The 17106-nt window shown below is 29.2% G+C and carries 13 protein-coding genes; 2 read left to right on the forward strand and 11 right to left on the reverse strand.

All coding sequences use genetic code 11. The features are described 5' to 3' along the window. Positions 1 to 4 precede the first annotated feature (4 nt). The 7 genes from Lupro_RS00310 to dnaN all read right to left on the reverse strand — a co-directional run bounded on the left by Lupro_RS00310 (position 5) and on the right by dnaN (position 8717). On the reverse strand, positions 5 to 1657 hold the full coding sequence (locus tag Lupro_RS00310; protein ID WP_068205514.1) for an NADH-ubiquinone oxidoreductase-F iron-sulfur binding region domain-containing protein: 1653 nt from the start codon (positions 1655 to 1657) through the stop codon (positions 5 to 7). Between the two features lie 62 nt (positions 1658 to 1719). Further along, the gene (locus Lupro_RS00315; protein ID WP_068205515.1) at positions 1720 to 2895 is read right to left on the reverse strand and encodes a THUMP-like domain-containing protein; all 1176 of its coding nucleotides are present in this window, start codon (positions 2893 to 2895) and stop codon (positions 1720 to 1722) included. Positions 2896 to 2972: 77 nt separating this feature from the next. Beyond that, the gene (locus Lupro_RS00320; RefSeq protein ID WP_068205516.1) at positions 2973 to 4055 is read right to left on the reverse strand and encodes an AI-2E family transporter; all 1083 of its coding nucleotides are present in this window, start codon (positions 4053 to 4055) and stop codon (positions 2973 to 2975) included. Between the two features lie 52 nt (positions 4056 to 4107). Beyond that, on the reverse strand, positions 4108 to 5811 hold the full coding sequence (gene ggt, locus Lupro_RS00325; protein ID WP_068205517.1) for a gamma-glutamyltransferase: 1704 nt from the start codon (positions 5809 to 5811) through the stop codon (positions 4108 to 4110). Beyond that, positions 5808 to 6401, reverse strand: coding sequence for an acyl carrier protein phosphodiesterase (locus tag Lupro_RS00330; RefSeq protein WP_068205518.1), 594 nt, complete (start codon positions 6399 to 6401; stop codon positions 5808 to 5810). Before Lupro_RS00330 ends, ggt begins: the two co-directional genes overlap by 4 nt. Positions 6402 to 6407: 6 nt before the next feature. Beyond that, entirely contained in the window at positions 6408 to 7337 is a 930-nt protein-coding gene (gene amrB / locus Lupro_RS00335) for an AmmeMemoRadiSam system protein B (RefSeq protein WP_158499540.1), read from the reverse strand. A gap of 261 nt (positions 7338 to 7598) precedes the next feature. After that, complete coding sequence (gene dnaN, locus Lupro_RS00340; RefSeq protein ID WP_068205520.1) at positions 7599 to 8717, reverse strand: DNA polymerase III subunit beta; 1119 nt, start codon at positions 8715 to 8717, stop codon at positions 7599 to 7601. 227 nt (positions 8718 to 8944) lie between these two features. Here dnaN and Lupro_RS00345 point away from each other — a divergent pair, with 227 nt between their 5' ends. Together Lupro_RS00345 and Lupro_RS00350 are read left to right on the forward strand one after the other, a co-directional pair. Next, positions 8945 to 11458, forward strand: a complete 2514-nt coding sequence (locus Lupro_RS00345) for a PIG-L family deacetylase (protein WP_068205521.1) — start codon at positions 8945 to 8947, stop codon at positions 11456 to 11458. Between the two features lie 110 nt (positions 11459 to 11568). Then, positions 11569 to 13239 carry a sodium:solute symporter family protein gene (locus Lupro_RS00350; RefSeq protein ID WP_068205522.1) on the forward strand — a complete coding sequence of 557 codons (1671 nt, stop codon included), beginning with the start codon at positions 11569 to 11571 and terminating at the stop codon, positions 13237 to 13239. Positions 13240 to 13302: 63 nt separating this feature from the next. Here Lupro_RS00350 and Lupro_RS00355 read toward each other — a convergent pair whose 3' ends face one another. From Lupro_RS00355 to gldF, 4 genes are all read right to left on the reverse strand, one after another. Beyond that, positions 13303 to 13794, reverse strand: coding sequence for a DUF2911 domain-containing protein (locus tag Lupro_RS00355; protein ID WP_082703921.1), 492 nt, complete (start codon positions 13792 to 13794; stop codon positions 13303 to 13305). A gap of 2 nt (positions 13795 to 13796) precedes the next feature. Continuing rightward, the gene (locus tag Lupro_RS00360) at positions 13797 to 14642 is read right to left on the reverse strand and encodes a DUF2911 domain-containing protein (RefSeq protein WP_068205524.1); all 846 of its coding nucleotides are present in this window, start codon (positions 14640 to 14642) and stop codon (positions 13797 to 13799) included. A 102-nt stretch (positions 14643 to 14744) separates the two neighbouring features. After that, entirely contained in the window at positions 14745 to 16385 is a 1641-nt protein-coding gene (gldG, locus tag Lupro_RS00365; RefSeq protein WP_068205525.1) for a gliding motility-associated ABC transporter substrate-binding protein GldG, read from the reverse strand. Further along, the gene (gene gldF / locus Lupro_RS00370; protein ID WP_068205526.1) at positions 16375 to 17103 is read right to left on the reverse strand and encodes a gliding motility-associated ABC transporter permease subunit GldF; all 729 of its coding nucleotides are present in this window, start codon (positions 17101 to 17103) and stop codon (positions 16375 to 16377) included. Before gldF ends, gldG begins: the two co-directional genes overlap by 11 nt. Positions 17104 to 17106: the final 3 nt, after the last annotated feature.

The raw sequence follows: 17106 nt of genomic DNA on the forward strand, positions 1-17106 counted from the left end.
GATTTTAGTTTGAAGTAAAGAATTGTTTCAATTCATCATTAAAATACTGTAATGCATTTTTTATTGGAAGCGGAACTCCCCCACCTAATGCGCATAGCGATCCAATTTCTAAAGTCTCTAACAAGTCGTTAAACAGTTGTTTATCAATCTTGTAATTTGCTGTTTGTGCTTTTTGAAGCAATTCCATTCCTCTATGAGCGCCAATTCTACAGGGATAACATTTTCCGCAAGATTCATCAGCGGTAAATTCTAATAGATGTTCTAAGAATTGAATCATTGAAAAATCTTTTGGGATAGAAACAACACTTGCGTGTCCTAATAAAAAGCCGTTTTGATTTAATGATTCAAAATCCAACGTTAAATCGGCAATTTTGTGCATTGGAACAATTCCTCCCAAAGGGCCACCAATTTGTAATGCTTTTATTTCAGATTTAAAACCGTTTCCAAAATCATTAAAAACAGTTTGTAAAGCTGTTCCCATTTCAATTTCATAAATACCGGGATTGTTAAAAAAACTATCTAAGGAAACTAATTTTGTTCCGGTAGATTGTTTAGTTCCCAAATTAGCATAAGCATTTCCTCCATTTTCTAAAATCCAGTGGATATTGGCAAAAGTTTCAACATTACTCAATACCGTTGGTTTGCCAAATAAACCATATTGTGCTGGGTACGGTGGACGGACACGAACTTCAGGACGCAAACCTTCAATTGAATTTAAAAGCGCTGTTTCTTCACCACAAACATATGAACCTTGTCCGCGTATTATTTTAAACCTAAAATCACCAATTAAGTTTTTTTCTTTCAATTCATGAATAGCATCTGAAATAATTTTTATTGAATTTGGATATTCTCCTCGAATGTATAAAACACCAGTATTTGCACCAACGGTTAAACCAGATATATACATTCCAAACAATACTTTATGAGGTTGATGTTCCATTAAATACATATCAGAATATGCACCGGGATCACCTTCATCGGCATTGCAAACAATGTATTTTTGGGTGTCATCCTCAGCGAAGTTGGAGGGTTCTTTAAATACGGCATCTAACTTAAACCAAAATGGAAATCCGGCACCACCTCGTCCGCGTAAATTGGAAGTTTTAATTTCCTGAATTACTTGCTGAGGCTTCTTTTTAAAAGTTTCAGCAAGGGCATAAAATGTTTCTATATTTTCAATTTTTGAAGTTAAAATAGGTGTTGTGTTACAACCTATGTTGTAATAGTTCTCGACTGCGCTCGAACTGATATTTTTCAAAATAATTTGTTTTAATTCTTTGTTTGAATGTGCAGAGTATGTTTTGTCATCAAACATAAATGCATTATTTGAATGACAGTGACCAATACAAGCAGCATGACCAATTTCATCTTTTGAAAAATAATTTTCTATATTTTTATGAAGGTTGTTTTGAGTATTGGCAACCATACAGGCAGTTCCGCTACAAATATGTATTTTTTTGTTTCGATTACTTTCTCTGGTAAAATCGTAAAAAGAAGACGTTCCAATAAGTACAGAATCATCAATAAGAAATTTTTTTGCCAATTCTTGAAAATCTTCTTTAGCAGCATTTTTGTGAGATAAACGTGCTATATTTTCAAATAAGTTATCATCTAATTCTTTTCTTGATGATAAGGTACGTATATTTTTATTTGCCATTTTTAACAGAATATAATTGGGTTAAAAATACTAAAAATTAATGAAGAATTTTGTTAAGGTTTTTAAACCTTTTCACAAATTAATACAATATGCTTGTTGTTTAAGTTTGTTGTAAAAAAAAGGTATTGATTTCCACCTTCTTTAAATTTTGTTTTTTGTCGAATTTGAGCAACAGTTTCCGGAAAATTACGAGTTGTTATATTTGCTTTTTTTGAAGGGATTAATTTTTTCAATTGTTTTTTATCATACGAAATTAGCTGTTTTATTTTAAACCTCCTTCCGGGAAATTCTATTAAATTATTTGATGTGTATAAGTGAGAGTGAGTATGTAATTTATCTATTTTGAAATGCTCAGAAACTTGAGTAAATCCCCCCGATTTTAAAATGGCAACATTGGGTTCGTATAAGTATTTTTTTGGTTCTGAAAAAGTAGCAAAACTTTCTTTATCTACACTAAAATTAAAATACTCGTTATTTATTTTATTAAAGTTAACTGTTTTAATATCAATAGTTTGCGTGTAATTGTTTTTTAACAGAAATAACAATTCTTTCACTTCATTGTCAACAGCAATCACATGAATTTCTTTTACAAATATCAATTCATTTATAGCACTTGTAATGTCTAATATTGGTGAGATTTTTAATAAAATAGCATTTGATTTATCAAACAATAATTTTAAATTATCAGGGATGTTTGGCGAGCAATCTTTTAGCAAAAAAACTTTTTCTTTTAGGTCATTTCTTCGTGAAGGATCGGCATAAATCCAATCGTATTTTGTACTATTTATTTGTAAATACGCAATTCCATCAGCGTTTACAGTTTTTATATTTTCAATATTTAATTGTTTTAAATTATGTGAAGTAATTGATGATAATTCTTCATTTATTTCACAATGTATTACTGAATTAACTTTTTTTGAAAAACAAGAAGCATCTACTCCAAATCCGCCAGTTATATCAATTAAATTTTTACCTGAGATTAAATTTGCTTTATATTTTGCGGTAATTTCAGAAGAAGTTTGTTCAATATTTAGTTTGTTTGGATAGTAAATTTTTTTTGCAGAAAACCAAGTTGGTAATTTTGTTTTGCATTTGTTTTTGGCAACAATTTGTTCAGCCAATTCTTGAATAGAAACTAAAGAAAAAGGGCTTCCTTTTAAAATCAGTTTTGTGATGTCTGTTTTTAAATTTGTATTTATAAAATGTTGGACTTCTTTAGTTAAAATATTGCTATTCAAAATAATTGATTATTTAGTTCACTAAATTTAGGAATGGTTCTGCTGTTATTCAGTAAACACAAAAGGAGCATATTGTATCATAAATTTTTAGTCAATGATTTTACAATTTTGTTATCTGATAAGAAAGCTTTTAGAATTACTTTAATAGATGTGTATGTTGGTACGGCAACAATCATTCCAACCACTCCAAACAAAACACCACCAATCATAATCACTAAAAATATTTCTAAGGGATGTGATTTTACACTATTTGAAAATATAAGAGGCTGACTTACAAAATTATCTATAAGTTGCGCAATTAAATAACCAATCATTACATAGATAGTGGTTGGTAAAATTACCGTTTGAAAATCTTCACCCAAATTATTGCTCATAGTTAAAAATAGCATTAAAACACCTCCAATTAGTGGACCTACGTACGGAATTAAGTTTAATAAAGCACATAAAAAAGCAATTACTACAGCATTTTCAATACCAAAAATAAGTAAGATTACGGTGTAAATAAGAAATAGAATTGTTATTTGAAAAATAAGCCCAACAAAATAGCGCGATAGTAAATTTTTGATGCTTGTGAGTGATTTTTTTAGTTTACTTTCACTTTTATCATTTACCATTGTGTAAATAGAATTTTCAAGTAAATGTGTATCTTTCATAAAAAAGAAAGAGATAAATAATACTGAAAATAAACCAATACTTAAATTTCCTACCATTCCAATTACTGAATTTAATAGATTGGGAATTACTATTAAGTTTTTAAATAAATCGGCATTTTTTAACTCGTTTAAAATATCAATATTGTGTAATAAAAAATAATCATTTAACTGATTTAAGATATTTTGAATATTAGATTGCAGTTGATCAATATTTAATAAAGATAAATTTTGTCCTTGTTTAATTATAAGTGGAATAAACATACTAATTAGCCCAGCTAAAAGGCCTAAAAACACCAACATTGTAGTAATAACAGCAAATGTATTAGGCAATTTTAATTTTCTTTTTAAAAATTGAATTATGGGTCTGGCAATTAATGAAATAACGGCTGAAATAGCAATGTAAATTAATATTGATTGTATGCTAAATAAAAAATAAAGTAGTAGCAAAACGCCAACAATAATGGCAATTGCTTTTAAAATTCCGTTGGCAATTGTTTTAGAATTCATAGTGTTTTATTTAAATTTATTTAGTTAAACCTCTAAAATAATTAATTTAAAATTAAAATCCAGCTGCTTTATCATCACCTCTATAATCTGCTCCACCTTCTAATTTTCCATTTGGAAGTACTAAAATAGCATCTACTTTACCGAGTATTCTAGAGTTTTTCTTGTTTATTTTATATCCCTTTTCTTGTAGTTTTAGCAATGTAATGCTATCAAAACCTTTGGGTTCAAATGTTATAACATCTGGTAGCCATTGATGATGAAACCTAGGGGCATTTACAGCCTCTTGCATACTAAAATTGTATTCATATACATTTAAGATGGTTTGCATAACTGAAGTAATAATGGTTGAACCTCCTGGAGAACCTAGAGTCATATAGAGTTGTTTGTTTTTTTCAACAATTGTAGGAGTCATAGAGCTAAGCATTCGTTTTTCAGGTTGAATAGCATTTGCTTCAGCACCAATTAATCCAAACATGTTTGGAACTCCGGGTTTTGAACTAAAATCATCCATTTCATTATTTAGTAAAAACCCACCTTCAGGCACAAAAACTTTAGAACCAAAAGCACCGTTTAAAGTGGTGGTAACTGAAATGGCATTGCCATAAGTATCAATAATTGAGTAATGGGTAGTTTCATCACTTTCAAAACCAACAATATTTCCATGGCTAACTTCTGAAGATAGTGTTGCTTTATCCCATGAAAAATTAGCCATTCTTTTTTGAGTATAGTTATATGAAATTAACGTATCAATAGGAATTTTAACAAAATCTGGATCACCTAAATAAAAAGATCTATCTGCATAAGCTCTTCTTTCGGCTTCTGTTATTAATTGGATTGTTTTTACAGAATTATGACCAAAAGAAGCAATATCATAAGGTTCAATAGCATTAAAAATTTGTGCAATACAAATTCCGCCACTAGAAGGAGGCGACATCGATATAATTTTTAAATCTTTATACTTAAACTCAATAGCATTACGCCATTTTGAATCGTAAATTTCCAAATCTTTTTTAGTAATTATCCCTCCTAATTCCTGAACGTAATTTACGAGCATATCGGCAGTTTTCCCTTTGTAAAAACCATCTCTACCGTTGTCTCTTATTCGCTCAAGGGTTTTTGCTAAATTGATGTATTTAATACTGTCCCCTTCTTTCCAATTGGCATCTAACATAATTGTGGTGTTATTTGCTTGCGAGAAATATTTTCGGTACTTGGCAAAACTTTTAGCTTGCTTTTTTGTAACAACAACACCTTTTTTAGCCAAATCAATAGCAGGTTGTATTAATTCTGCAAAAGGTAATGTTCCATATTTTTCATATACTTTAAAAACACCATCTACACTTCCAGGTACGCCAATTGCAACAGACCCTAAGGTGCTTTTACCTTTAATAACATTTCCTTTTTCATCTAAGTACATATTTTTTGAAGCAGCTAAAGGAGCTTTTTCTCTAAAATCCAAAGCTCCTGTTTTTCCTTTATTTGTTCGGAAAACCATAAATCCGCCACCACCTATGTTTCCTGCAAATGGATAAGAGACAGCCAAAGCAAAATGAGTAGCTATCATTGCATCAAAGGCATTCCCTCCTTTTTTTAAAATTGCAGTTCCAATTTTAGAGGCTTCTTCTCTGGCACAAACCACCATAGCACTATCGGCAATAAACCCAGTTGTTTTAGTGTTTTTTGGTTCAGTATTAGATGTGTTTTTGCACTGTAAAAAGAGTATAGAAACTAGTGAAAGTAAAATAATTTTTTTCATGTTAAAAGTAATAAAGTTGTTTTTTCTTCTGTAAATTGTTCTAAACTTTTAAAAAAAGTTGTGAAATCTAATTCAAGTTCTTTGTAGTTATTTTTTAAATCTTCAATGGCCATATCCATTTTAGAAATTCCTTTCGTTCGTTTGTTCATTCCCTGTAATATTTTTTCAATTCCATTAATTGAAGCATAGGCTACTAACCAATTATGTTCAATCATATAGGGTAATATTTTTTGAATTTTTTCAGGAAATATATCAACATTGTTTTGTAAAAATGTGTAGGTATTAGCAGCATAGAGTTCAAGAGGTATAGTTGAATAATTTTGCCAGTTTTTAGCTAAAAAATGATCGTATAAAATATCAATAATAACCCCATCATAATGTTTGTATCGTTCGTGTAAACGACGTTTGCTTTTTCGCACAATTGGGTGTTTGTCTGTATAATTATCAATTTCTCGATGTAATAAAATACCTGCTTTAATTTCTGCAGGAAAATTATTGTATTTATTTCCTTTTACAGCGTCTGCAATAAAATTACCAATTAGAATATTTTTATTGTTTTTAGAAAGATATAAGTGAGCAAGAAAATTCATAAGTTATTATTCGTATTTAATACTTGCATACCCCACCCAATGTCTTTGGGTTGCAATAGCTGTTGTTCCCATTTGTAAATCTTCAACTTCAATAAGAGAGTGGTCTATACTTGTTTCATATTTTAAGAAAGTACCTTTAAGTGGTTTGTTATTTTGTAAAATATTTAATTTATTAGCAGTTGCTAAACCAAAGGGAACAGCATATCTGCCGCACCAAACCCAGTTGTATTTAGTATAATCTTCTTTTTGTGTAGTTTCATATAAAAAAGAGTCTATTTTAGTTTTATCTATGTTATTTATTAAATAAGAATTAATAATTTTCAAATCGTGTTTTCTTGCTTTGTTTGTTCCTAGCGAATCTACGCCATACGGTGCTAAATTTTGACTCCAATCTACATCGCCGTAATGTACTGCATCATTTGAAATTACAATAGCTAAATCTTTACCAAAAGTTAAGTTTCTAGATTTAAGAATATTATAAATCACTTTGGATAAATGAGTACTTACAACATCAATTTTTTCAGAATTCATATAGGGAACTAATATAGGAACAATTTCTATATTCCTATTTTTTTTATGTAAAAAGGGAATAATAGCTTCTAGAGAATGTTCTAGTTGTTGCATGTCATCATGAATTAAATAATCTTCTTCAGGTAATTTTGAATAAATTTCTTTGTTTAGGGGCGAAACAGGAAGTTTTCCGTAGGGAGATTTCCAGTGTGTATAGCTTCCAAAAATAATTTTATCTTTTAAATTAAATTTTTTGGCTTTATGCGCTACACCAATTAAAATTATGGTATTAGTATTTATACCTTTTAATGCTTCATAATATAGTTTTCCAGCATATTTGTAATCGTCATGAGGGCAAATAACAGCTTTCCACTGGTTGTTATTTTTCTTATCCTTTAGTTGAAATCGGTTATAAATAGAATCCATTTGCCATTTGTATTGTGCAAAGCCAATAGTATCATGGAGATTTCTTAATTTCTCTTTTTTTTGTTGATGGTTGGTTTGACAGCTTATAAAAAAAAGGAAGCCAAATAAAATCGAAAAAAGGGGCAAAAAATATTTTATTTTCATAATTATTGAAGCAAAGAATAATAAAAGCTAAATGTAAGATTTTTAAATAAAAAAACCACAACGAATAAGCTGTGGTTTTTTAGATTTTAAATAGAAGTTATTTATAAAGCTTCATTGTTAACTGTTTAACATTACAGGCATTACTAACATTGTTATATTTTCTCCTTCATCAACGCCATCAATTGGAGTTAAAATACCAGCTCTATTGGGTAAAGACATTTCAATTAAAATTTCATTTGAAGTTAAGTTACTCAACATTTCAGTTAAAAAACGCGAGTTAAAACCAATTTGTAAGTCGTCTCCTTGATAATCACAAACTAAACGTTCTTCAGCTTTGTTTGAATAGTCTAGGTCTTCAGCAGAAATATTTAATTCAGTACCTGCCATTTTTAAGCGGATTTGATGCGTAGTTTTACTGGAGAAAATAGATACACGTTTAACTGAATTTAAAAACGTACCTCTATCAACAGTTAATTTATTTGGATTTTCTTTTGGAATAACCGCTTCATAATTAGGGTATTTTCCATCTATCAACCTACAAACAAGTATTACATTGTCAAATGTAAATTTTGCATTCGCATCATTGTATTCAATAGTTACATCACTTTCTGAATTCCCTAAAATTCCTTTTAATAAGTTTAGAGGTTTTTTTGGCATTATAAATTCTGCAGTATCATTTCCGGTAATATCTGTTCTTGAGTATTTAACTAATTTATGGGCATCAGTTGCCACAAAGGTTAGACTGTCTGATGAAAATTGGAAAAATACACCACTCATTACGGGTCTCAAATCATCATTTCCTGCAGCAAATATTGTTTTTGAAATTGCGGTTGCTAAAATAGCACTCGGTATAATTGTACTCTTTGGAGATTCTATTGAAATTGCTTTAGGAAATTCATTACCATCAAAGTAAGCCATATCATATTTACCTTGACTTGAGCTAATTTCAACCGTGTTATTTTCCTCCGTTTTAAATGTTAGTGGTTGGTTTGGAAATGTTTTTAAGGTATCTAATAATAAACGTGCCGAAATTGCTACAGAACCCTCTGAGTCCGACTCAACATTTATAGTGGTACTCATGGTGGTTTCTAAATCTGAAGCAGATATTTTTAACTCATTTTGGTTTAATTCAAATAAGAAATTATCCAAAATAGGTAATGTATTACTATTATTGATAACACCACCTAAAATTTGAAGCTGTTTTAATAATTGACTACTTGATACAATAAATTTCATCTACGATTATTTTAATGGAATGAATTACAAATATATTCTAAAAAAGTTGTTTTAAAAAAGATATTTATTAACAGTTTATAACTAAAAATTAATAACTAAATATACGCCAAATAAATATAAATTATAACAGCAATAAAAGTTATAATTATGTTAATTATTAGTGTTGAAAAGTGAAGTCTTAAATTTAATTTTATATTTGTTTACACTACTAAATAATTAAATTTTATATGAAGAATATACTATTACTAGTATTCCTGTTATTTTTTTGTCCCTTTATAATTTTAGCACAAGCACCTAAAAAACCTACCTCAGGAGACATTTATACCTCAATACAAAAACTTAATTTTTTGGGAAGTGTTTTATATGTGGCTGCACATCCTGATGATGAAAATACACGATTAATCTCCTATTTTTCTAATAATATTAAAGCTCAAACGGCTTATTTAAGTTTAACTAGAGGTGATGGTGGACAAAATTTAGTAGGTTCAGAAATTAGGGAACTGCTAGGCGTAATTAGAACTCAAGAATTATTGGCTGCTAGAAGAATTGATGGTGGACACCAATTTTTTACTAGAGCCAATGACTTTGGATATTCAAAACACCCAGACGAAACACTTAAAATTTGGAATAAAAAAGAAGTATTAAATGACGTTGTTTCTGTTATTCGAAAATTTAGACCTGATGTGATTATTAATAGATTTAACTACAGAACACCAGGAACAACACATGGTCATCATACAGCTTCTGCAATGTTAAGTGTAGAAGCTTTTAATTTAGCTTCAGATAAAAATTTTAAAACACATTTAAAAAATGATGCAACTTGGAAACCAAAACGTTTATTTTTTAATACTTCATGGTGGTTTTATGGCAGTGAAGAAAAATTTAATGAAGCCGATAAAACAAATTTATTAAGTTTAGATATTGGTAGTTTTTATGTTAGCAAAGGGATGTCTAATAGTGAAATAGCATCTTTAAGTAGAAGCCAACATCAATCTCAGGGTTTTGGAAGTACAGGGACAAGAGGTAGCCAAATAGAATATTTAGAGTTTTTAAAAGGTGATTTTCCTTTGAGTAAAAATATTTTTGATGGAATTAATACCACTTGGAGTAGAGTTGATGGAGGAGAGGAAATAGGGAAAATATTAAATGAAGTTGAAAAAGAATTTAATTTTAAAAACCCAGCTGCAAGTATTTTTAAATTGGTTAGGGCATATCAACTAATTCAAAATATAAAAGATGAGCATTGGAAAGTTATTAAACTAAAAGAAATAAAGGATATAATAGCCGCTTGTGCAGGTTTGTATTTGGAAGCGGTAGCTTCAGAATCGAATGCTTCCCCCAATAGTAAAATAGATCTAGATATTGAAGCAATTAACAGGAGTTTAATTCAAATTACATTGAACTCGGTTATTATTTTACCTGAACAAAAGGAAATTATAAGTTCAGTAAAATTATTGAATAATAAGGATTACAATAATAAGGTATCAATCTACATACCTTCTGAAGAAAAATATACTTCGCCGTACTGGTTATTAAAAAAAGGGAGTTTAGGAATGTATAATGTTACTAACAAAAGCTACATAGGTTTACCAGAAACGCCACATTCAATAAAAGTTAAGTTTAATGTAAAGTTTGGAAATGTTGTAATTCCATTTTTTAGAGAGGTTGTTTATAAATATACTGACCCTGTTAAAGGAGAAGTATATAAACCTTTTGAAATTTTGCCAAAAATTTCAGCTTCATTCAATGAAAAGGTATATATTTTTCCAAATAATGAAGTACAAGAGATAACAGTTAAAATAAAATCGAACACCAAAAATTTAAAAGGAAAATTAGTATTAAACACACCAAAAGGATGGCAATTTTCGCCTGAAGAGTATCAATTTGAATTCGTTGAAAAAGGAGAAGAACAAAATTTTAATTTTAAAGTAGTTCCGCCCGTAAATGAGTCTGAAGGATTTATAACTCCAATTGTTAAGGTTGGTGATAAAACCTATACAAATGAATTAATTGAAATTGATTATAATCATATCCCTTTTCAATCTGTTACAATGCCTTCAGAAGCAAAAGTAGTTCGATTAAATATTCAAAAAAAAGGACAAGTATTAGGCTATATTCAAGGAGCCGGAGATGTAATTCCAACCAGTTTGCGTCAAATAGGATATACGGTTATTGAATTGGAAAATAGAGACATTACTCCAGAAAAATTAAAGAATTTTGATGCAGTAATTTTAGGAATTAGAGCTTATAATACGAATACTAGAGCTAAATATTATCAAAAAATATTACATAATTATGTAAAAAATGGAGGTACTTTAATTGTACAATACAATACAAATCGAAGATTAAAAGTAGAAGCGGTAGCTCCTTATCCATTAAAATTATCTAAAGATAGGGTTACCAATGAAAATGCAGAAGTTAGAATAATTATGCCTTTTCATGAAATTTTAAATTATCCAAATAAAATAACTGAAAATGATTTTAAAGGTTGGGTACAAGAGAGAGGATTGTATTTCCCAAATGAATGGGATAGTCATTTTATTGCTGTTTTAAGTATGAATGACACTAATGAGTCTGCTAAAAAAGGGAGTTTATTAGTTGCTAAATATGGGAAAGGGAATTTTATTTATACCGGACTTAGTTTTTTTAGAGAATTGCCGGCAGGTGTACCTGGAGCTTATAAATTGTTTGCAAATATGATTTCAATAGGTAAAAATAATAACAAACAATTGAATAACTAGAAATGGAAAAACATAAATTTAGTTGGAAAAAAGAATTTACCATTGTTCTAATTGTAAATGCAGTATATATTGTTTTATTCTATGTTATAATGAAAATTTACTCATAAAAGATGGAACAATTAGACTGGATTATACTTATAGGAACATTATTATTTATTGTGTCGTATGGTGCGTGGAAAACACGAGGTAGTAAGAATGTAACAGACTATATAAAAGGTGGTAGTGAAGCAAAATGGTGGACTATAGGCTTGTCTGTTATGGCAACTCAAGCGAGTGCTATTACTTTTTTATCAACTCCCGGACAAGCATTTCACAGCGGTATGGGATTTGTACAATTCTACTTTGGATTACCAATAGCAATGGTAGTTATTTGTTTGGTTTTTATTCCTATTTATCACAAGCTAAAAGTTTTTACTGCCTACGAGTATTTAGAAACCCGCTTTGATTTAAAAACACGTAGTTTAGCAGCTCTTTTGTTCTTAATTCAGCGTGGTTTAGCAGCAGGAATTACCATTTTTGCTCCTGCCATCATTTTATCAGCAGTATTGGGATGGGATTTAACTACCTTAAATATTATAATTGGAGTTTTAGTAATTATTTATACAGTTAGTGGAGGTACAAAAGCAGTAAGTGTTACTCAAAAACATCAAATGGCTGTAATATTTGCAGGGATGTTTATTGCGTTCTACTTAATTGTAAGTTATTTACCAGCTGATATTACCTTTTCTAAAGCATTGAAAATTGCAGGTGCAAGTGGGAAAATGAATGTATTAGATTTTTCGTTTAATTTAGATAATAGGTATACTTTTTGGAGTGGAATTATTGGAGGAAGTTTTTTAGCACTCTCTTATTTTGGAACAGATCAAAGTCAGGTGCAACGCTATTTATCAGGGAAATCTGTGAAAGAAATGCAATGGGGTTTAATTTTTAATGGATTGTTAAAAGTACCAATGCAATTCTTTATTTTGTTAGTTGGAGTTCTAGTTTTTGTGTTTTACCAGTTCAATGCTTCACCTCTAAATTTTAATCCTGCAGCAACGGAAATTGTTAAAAATTCTGAATATGCTTCTGAATATAAAGCGTTAGAAAATAAACATAAAGAAATTGAATTAAGGAAAGCAAAAGTAAATTTGAATTATGGTGCAAATTTAAATAGTAAAGTATTAGAGAAAGAAATACAGCATTTAAACCTTTTAGAAGAACAAAATAGAGAAGAAGCTAAAAAAATTATTAAAAAAGCAGATGCTTCTGCTGAAACAAATGATAAAGATTACGTTTTTATTCATTTCATTTTAAATAATCTACCGAGAGGATTAATAGGTTTGTTATTGGCTGTAATTTTATCGGCAGCCATGAGTAGTACTGCCTCTGAATTAAATGCTCTAGCAAGTACTACCGCTATAGATTTATACAAAAGAAATGTAACTACTGAAAAAACAGATAGGCATTATGTAAAAGCGTCTAAATGGTTTACGTTAGCTTGGGGAATTATTGCAATTTTGGTAGCTAGTTTTGCCAATTTATTTGATAATTTAATACAATTGGTAAATATTATTGGCTCTATTTTTTATGGAAATGTTTTAGGAATTTTTTTATTGGCATTTTTTATAAAATATGTAAAAGGGAATGCCGTTTTTGTAGCAGCTTTAATAACTCAAGTAATTGTAGTTATTGGTTATAAATTTGATTGGATGCCGTACTTGTGGTTAAATTTATTTGGGTGTTCGTTAGTTATTGGTATTGCAATTATTATTCAACTATTTTTAAATAAAAAAGGATAGAAAAAAGTATAAAAAAAACATCTCGAAAGAGATGTTTTTTTATGATTATAGTTATAATTAGTTTTACTTTACAGGAAGTGTAATTCTCATTTTTCCCCAAGCTAGTTGTATTCCTTTTGCTACAATAGAATACATTAAACTTTCTTGATTGGTATCTACAAATTTTGGAGCTACATTTAAACGTACAATATCTTCTTCTTTATTGTATGAAAAAGCTCCCCAGCCATCATTTTTTTTATTAAGAATAAGTACCCAATCTTTATTCTCGTTAGGGATAATAAAAAAACCATATTTCCCAGCAGGAACTAATGCTCCTCCAATTGTCACTTCTTTATCAAAAGAAAAAGTAGTATTTTCATTGGCTCCTGCTCTCCAAACTTTACCGTATTTTACTAAACCGCCCCAAATAGTTCTTCCTTTAACAAAAGGAGAACCATAATCAATAGTAACGGTTACTTCACCAATTTTTCCAGTTGCTTGCTTTCTAGGGCTTTCTTGTGCAAAAGTAATAGTAGTAATTAAAATAAGGATAAGTGTAAATTTTATTTTTTTCATAATTATTGATTTTGCCATTTAGCAATTGATTCTTTATTCATTTTAATATAATCTTCGTTTCCTTCTTTTTCAGCACCAGCCAAAGATTTTTTTGCCGTTGCAATAGCTCCTGCTTTATCTCCTAAATCAGCTTGAATTAAGCTCATTCTACGCAAATACCAATAAGGAGGATTATCTCCTTTGGTTGCTTTTTGCATCCAAGCCAATGCTTGTTTTAAATCTTTGCCTTCAGTATGATAATAAGTTGCTGCTTGAAAATAATCACCAGCTGAAGGACCTGCCATTATTTTTTCAATATTCTTTAAAACAGCCATGTCAGTAGGAACTTCAAAAGGAACTGAAACATACGTTTTTCCCCAAATTATATTTAAAGTTGCACCATTGTTTGAAATGTCATTAATGTCTATTGTAAATGATTCTACATTAAAAGGAATGGAATGTACATCAACCGTTGTTTTAGCACTAACTTTACTTTCGTCTAACTCTTTAGGTGCTCCCCAGTTAGTAGCATCATTGTAAAAAATAACATCCCAAGAGGTTTCGTTAGGAATAGTGAAAATAGCATACGTTCCTTTTTTTAATTCTTTACCGTCAATAGTTACGTTGTTGCTAAAAGTAATTTTTGTATTTGCATTTGCTCCGGTTCTCCATATTTTACCGTAAGGTACCAAATCTCCAAAAATAGTTCTTCCACGCATTGCAGGTCTAGAATATTCAAGGGTAATATCTGTTAATCCAACAACCTGTTCTAATTTTGAAGCCGGACTTGGTTGTGGTGTTTTAATTTGAGCATTTACTGTTGAAGTGAATCCAATTATTAGTAAAAGGATAGTTAATTTTTTTAACATAGTAGTTCTGTTTAAGTTATGTAACAAATATAACTTATATAAGCATTAGGCAATTGGCAAATGTTAATTTTAACAATATTTTAAGATGGAATAAAAGTAATTTTATTGGTATTTCCTTTTTCTTAAAAAGTGAAATAACAATCCAAAAACAATTAGAATTAGTAGGGGAAATAAAATATTTATCAATTGCCATTTCGTAGTTTCTTCAAAGGCTTTTTGTTTATTTAAAAAGTTAATTTTAACTGTTTTTGAACGAATATTTATTAAGCCATTATCATCTAATAAATAATTAATGGTATTCAATAAAAACTCTTTATTTCCATAGCGTTGGTTTGTCCATCTATTAACACCTAATTCAAGAGGTTTTCCTTTTGAAATTTCATTAGCAATAATATCTCCATCTGAAATCACAATCATTTTAGAGGACACTCCAATCTCTTTTGGATTCTTTATTCTAAATGGTTTTATCCGACCATTGTAAGCCGATTTAAAGTTTCCTTCTAATAAAACGGCAATGGTTTTATTACCGTTATTATATTTAAGAGGATCTTTTTTTTGAGTAATACTTTTTAGGGATATTATTGAAGGCGTTCCAATAGGTTTGGAAAATTTAGAGCTTTGTAATAAAATTGTTTTTTGGATTGTATTTTTAAGGGTATCAATGCTATTTGCAAATTTCACATTTACAGCTTCAATATTGTTGTTTATTGGGTGATTATTTGGAGAGTTTAATAGCGGGAAAAATTCCCATTGAAATTGACTAAATTGAGTTTTGTTACCAATATTTCCCGTTACTAAAGGAATTTCAGAAGCATATAAATCTTGAATTAAATCTGTATTTATTCGAACACCATAATTAAAAAATAAGTCTGTTAACCCTAAATCTCTTGGGTATACCAATGTTTCACCAGTTTCCATTAAGCTATCTAGTTCTGCCTGTACATTATCAATTAGCCATAATGTTTTGCCTCCATTCATAATGTACTGATCTAAAGTGTATTTTTCTTCTTCAGTAAATTTTTTAGTTGGTTTGGTAATAATAGCTAAATCAAACTTTGAAATTTGTTTTAATGTTTTTTGAGGTTGTTTAGCAACAGAGTCTAATGTAAAGGGTGCAAGAAAATAATATTCATTTAATTTTCGTAAAAAATCAGCAATATAAACATCATTAAGTTCTCCATTTCCTTTAATAATGGCAATTTTTTTTGATTTTTTTGAAGTTAACTTATAAATGGCATTTATAAAAGCATATTCTAAATTTTGAATAGAACTTTCAAGTTGCTCTTCCTGTGAGTTTGAAAATATATCTTTTAGTAAAGGTACATTTTCTGTCTTGTTTTTTGAAGAAACAACAGCCCAAGGAAATATAATTATTTCCGATAATTTTCCTTCCTCTTGAACTTGCAATCTGCTTGGTTCTAATCTGTTTTGTATGAGTTCTTGAGAAATTTTTTCAGGATTAATAAATCTAAAATGTATATTTTTATTTTGAGTATTTAATTCTTCTAAAAATTGTTTAGTTTCAATTTGTAGTCGTTTAAATTCAGCTGGAAAATTACCTTGTAAATATACTTTTATGGTTATTATGTCATCAATATTTTTAATTATAGATTTTGAGGTAGTAGATAACGTATAACGATGGTCACTTGTTAAGTCTACTCGTTTATACACTTTAAAACTAATATAGTTAATTAGAAATAAAGTAACTAAAGTTATTATTATTTTAGAATATTTAGTGTTCATATTGTACTCTAAAATTGGTTAGTAGCAGAAAGAAATAGGTTAAGGTAATAAAATAAATTAAATCACGTGTGTCAATAACACCTTTGCTAATACTATTAAAATGAGCACTCATTCCAAAATTTTGAATTGTATAATCTAAATTTCCAAAAAGATTATAACTTGATAAGGCTTCAAACCCATAATAAAAAAAGAAAGAAATAAAAACAGCAATAATAAAAGACACAATTTGATTTTTTGAAATAGTTGAAGCGAAAACACCTATAGAGGTATAAGTACTTGCTAAAAAAAGCAGGCCAATAAAAGAGCCAACTGTAGAGCCAAACTCAATATTTCCAATAGGGTTTCCCAATTGAAAAACACTATAAATATATATTAAAGTAGGAGCTATAGCGATTATTACAAGTATTAATGAGGCAAAATATTTACCAAAAATGAGTTGCCAATTTGTGATGGGTTTAGTTTTTAAAAGTTCTAGTGTTCCTGTATTTATTTCATCTGAAAAGCTACGCATTGTAATTGCAGGAATTAAAAAAATAAAAATCCATGGAGCCAATAAAAAGTAATTATTTAAATCGGCAAAACCTGCGTGTAAAATATTAAAATCTCCATCAAAAACCCATAAAAATAGCCCATTTATTAATAAGTACACAGCAATTACTAAATAGGCAATTGGTGAAGAAAAAAAGGAATTTAGCTCTTTTAATAAAATAGATTTCATTGG

Source organism: Lutibacter profundi (assembly GCF_001543325.1).
Taxonomy (GTDB): Bacteria; Bacteroidota; Bacteroidia; order Flavobacteriales; family Flavobacteriaceae; genus Lutibacter; species Lutibacter profundi.

Excerpts from the sequence above, each read along its gene's own strand:
- Lupro_RS00310 (WP_068205514.1), bottom strand. The coding sequence starts at position 1,657 with ATGGCAAATAAAAATATACGTACCTTATCATCAAGAAAAGAATTAGAT.
- Lupro_RS00320 (WP_068205516.1), bottom strand. The coding sequence starts at position 4,055 with ATGAATTCTAAAACAATTGCCAACGGAATTTTAAAAGCAATTGCCATT.
- ggt (WP_068205517.1), bottom strand. The coding sequence starts at position 5,811 with ATGAAAAAAATTATTTTACTTTCACTAGTTTCTATACTCTTTTTACAG.
- Lupro_RS00330 (WP_068205518.1), bottom strand. The coding sequence starts at position 6,401 with ATGAATTTTCTTGCTCACTTATATCTTTCTAAAAACAATAAAAATATT.
- amrB (WP_158499540.1), bottom strand. The coding sequence starts at position 7,337 with ATGGATTCTATTTATAACCGATTTCAACTAAAGGATAAGAAAAATAAC.
- dnaN (WP_068205520.1), bottom strand. The coding sequence starts at position 8,717 with ATGAAATTTATTGTATCAAGTAGTCAATTATTAAAACAGCTTCAAATT.
- Lupro_RS00345 (WP_068205521.1), top strand. The coding sequence starts at position 8,945 with ATGAAGAATATACTATTACTAGTATTCCTGTTATTTTTTTGTCCCTTT.
- Lupro_RS00350 (WP_068205522.1), top strand. The coding sequence starts at position 11,569 with ATGGAACAATTAGACTGGATTATACTTATAGGAACATTATTATTTATT.
- Lupro_RS00355 (WP_082703921.1), bottom strand. The coding sequence starts at position 13,794 with ATGAAAAAAATAAAATTTACACTTATCCTTATTTTAATTACTACTATT.
- Lupro_RS00360 (WP_068205524.1), bottom strand. The coding sequence starts at position 14,642 with ATGTTAAAAAAATTAACTATCCTTTTACTAATAATTGGATTCACTTCA.
- gldG (WP_068205525.1), bottom strand. The coding sequence starts at position 16,385 with ATGAACACTAAATATTCTAAAATAATAATAACTTTAGTTACTTTATTT.
- gldF (WP_068205526.1), bottom strand. The coding sequence starts at position 17,103 with ATGAAATCTATTTTATTAAAAGAGCTAAATTCCTTTTTTTCTTCACCA.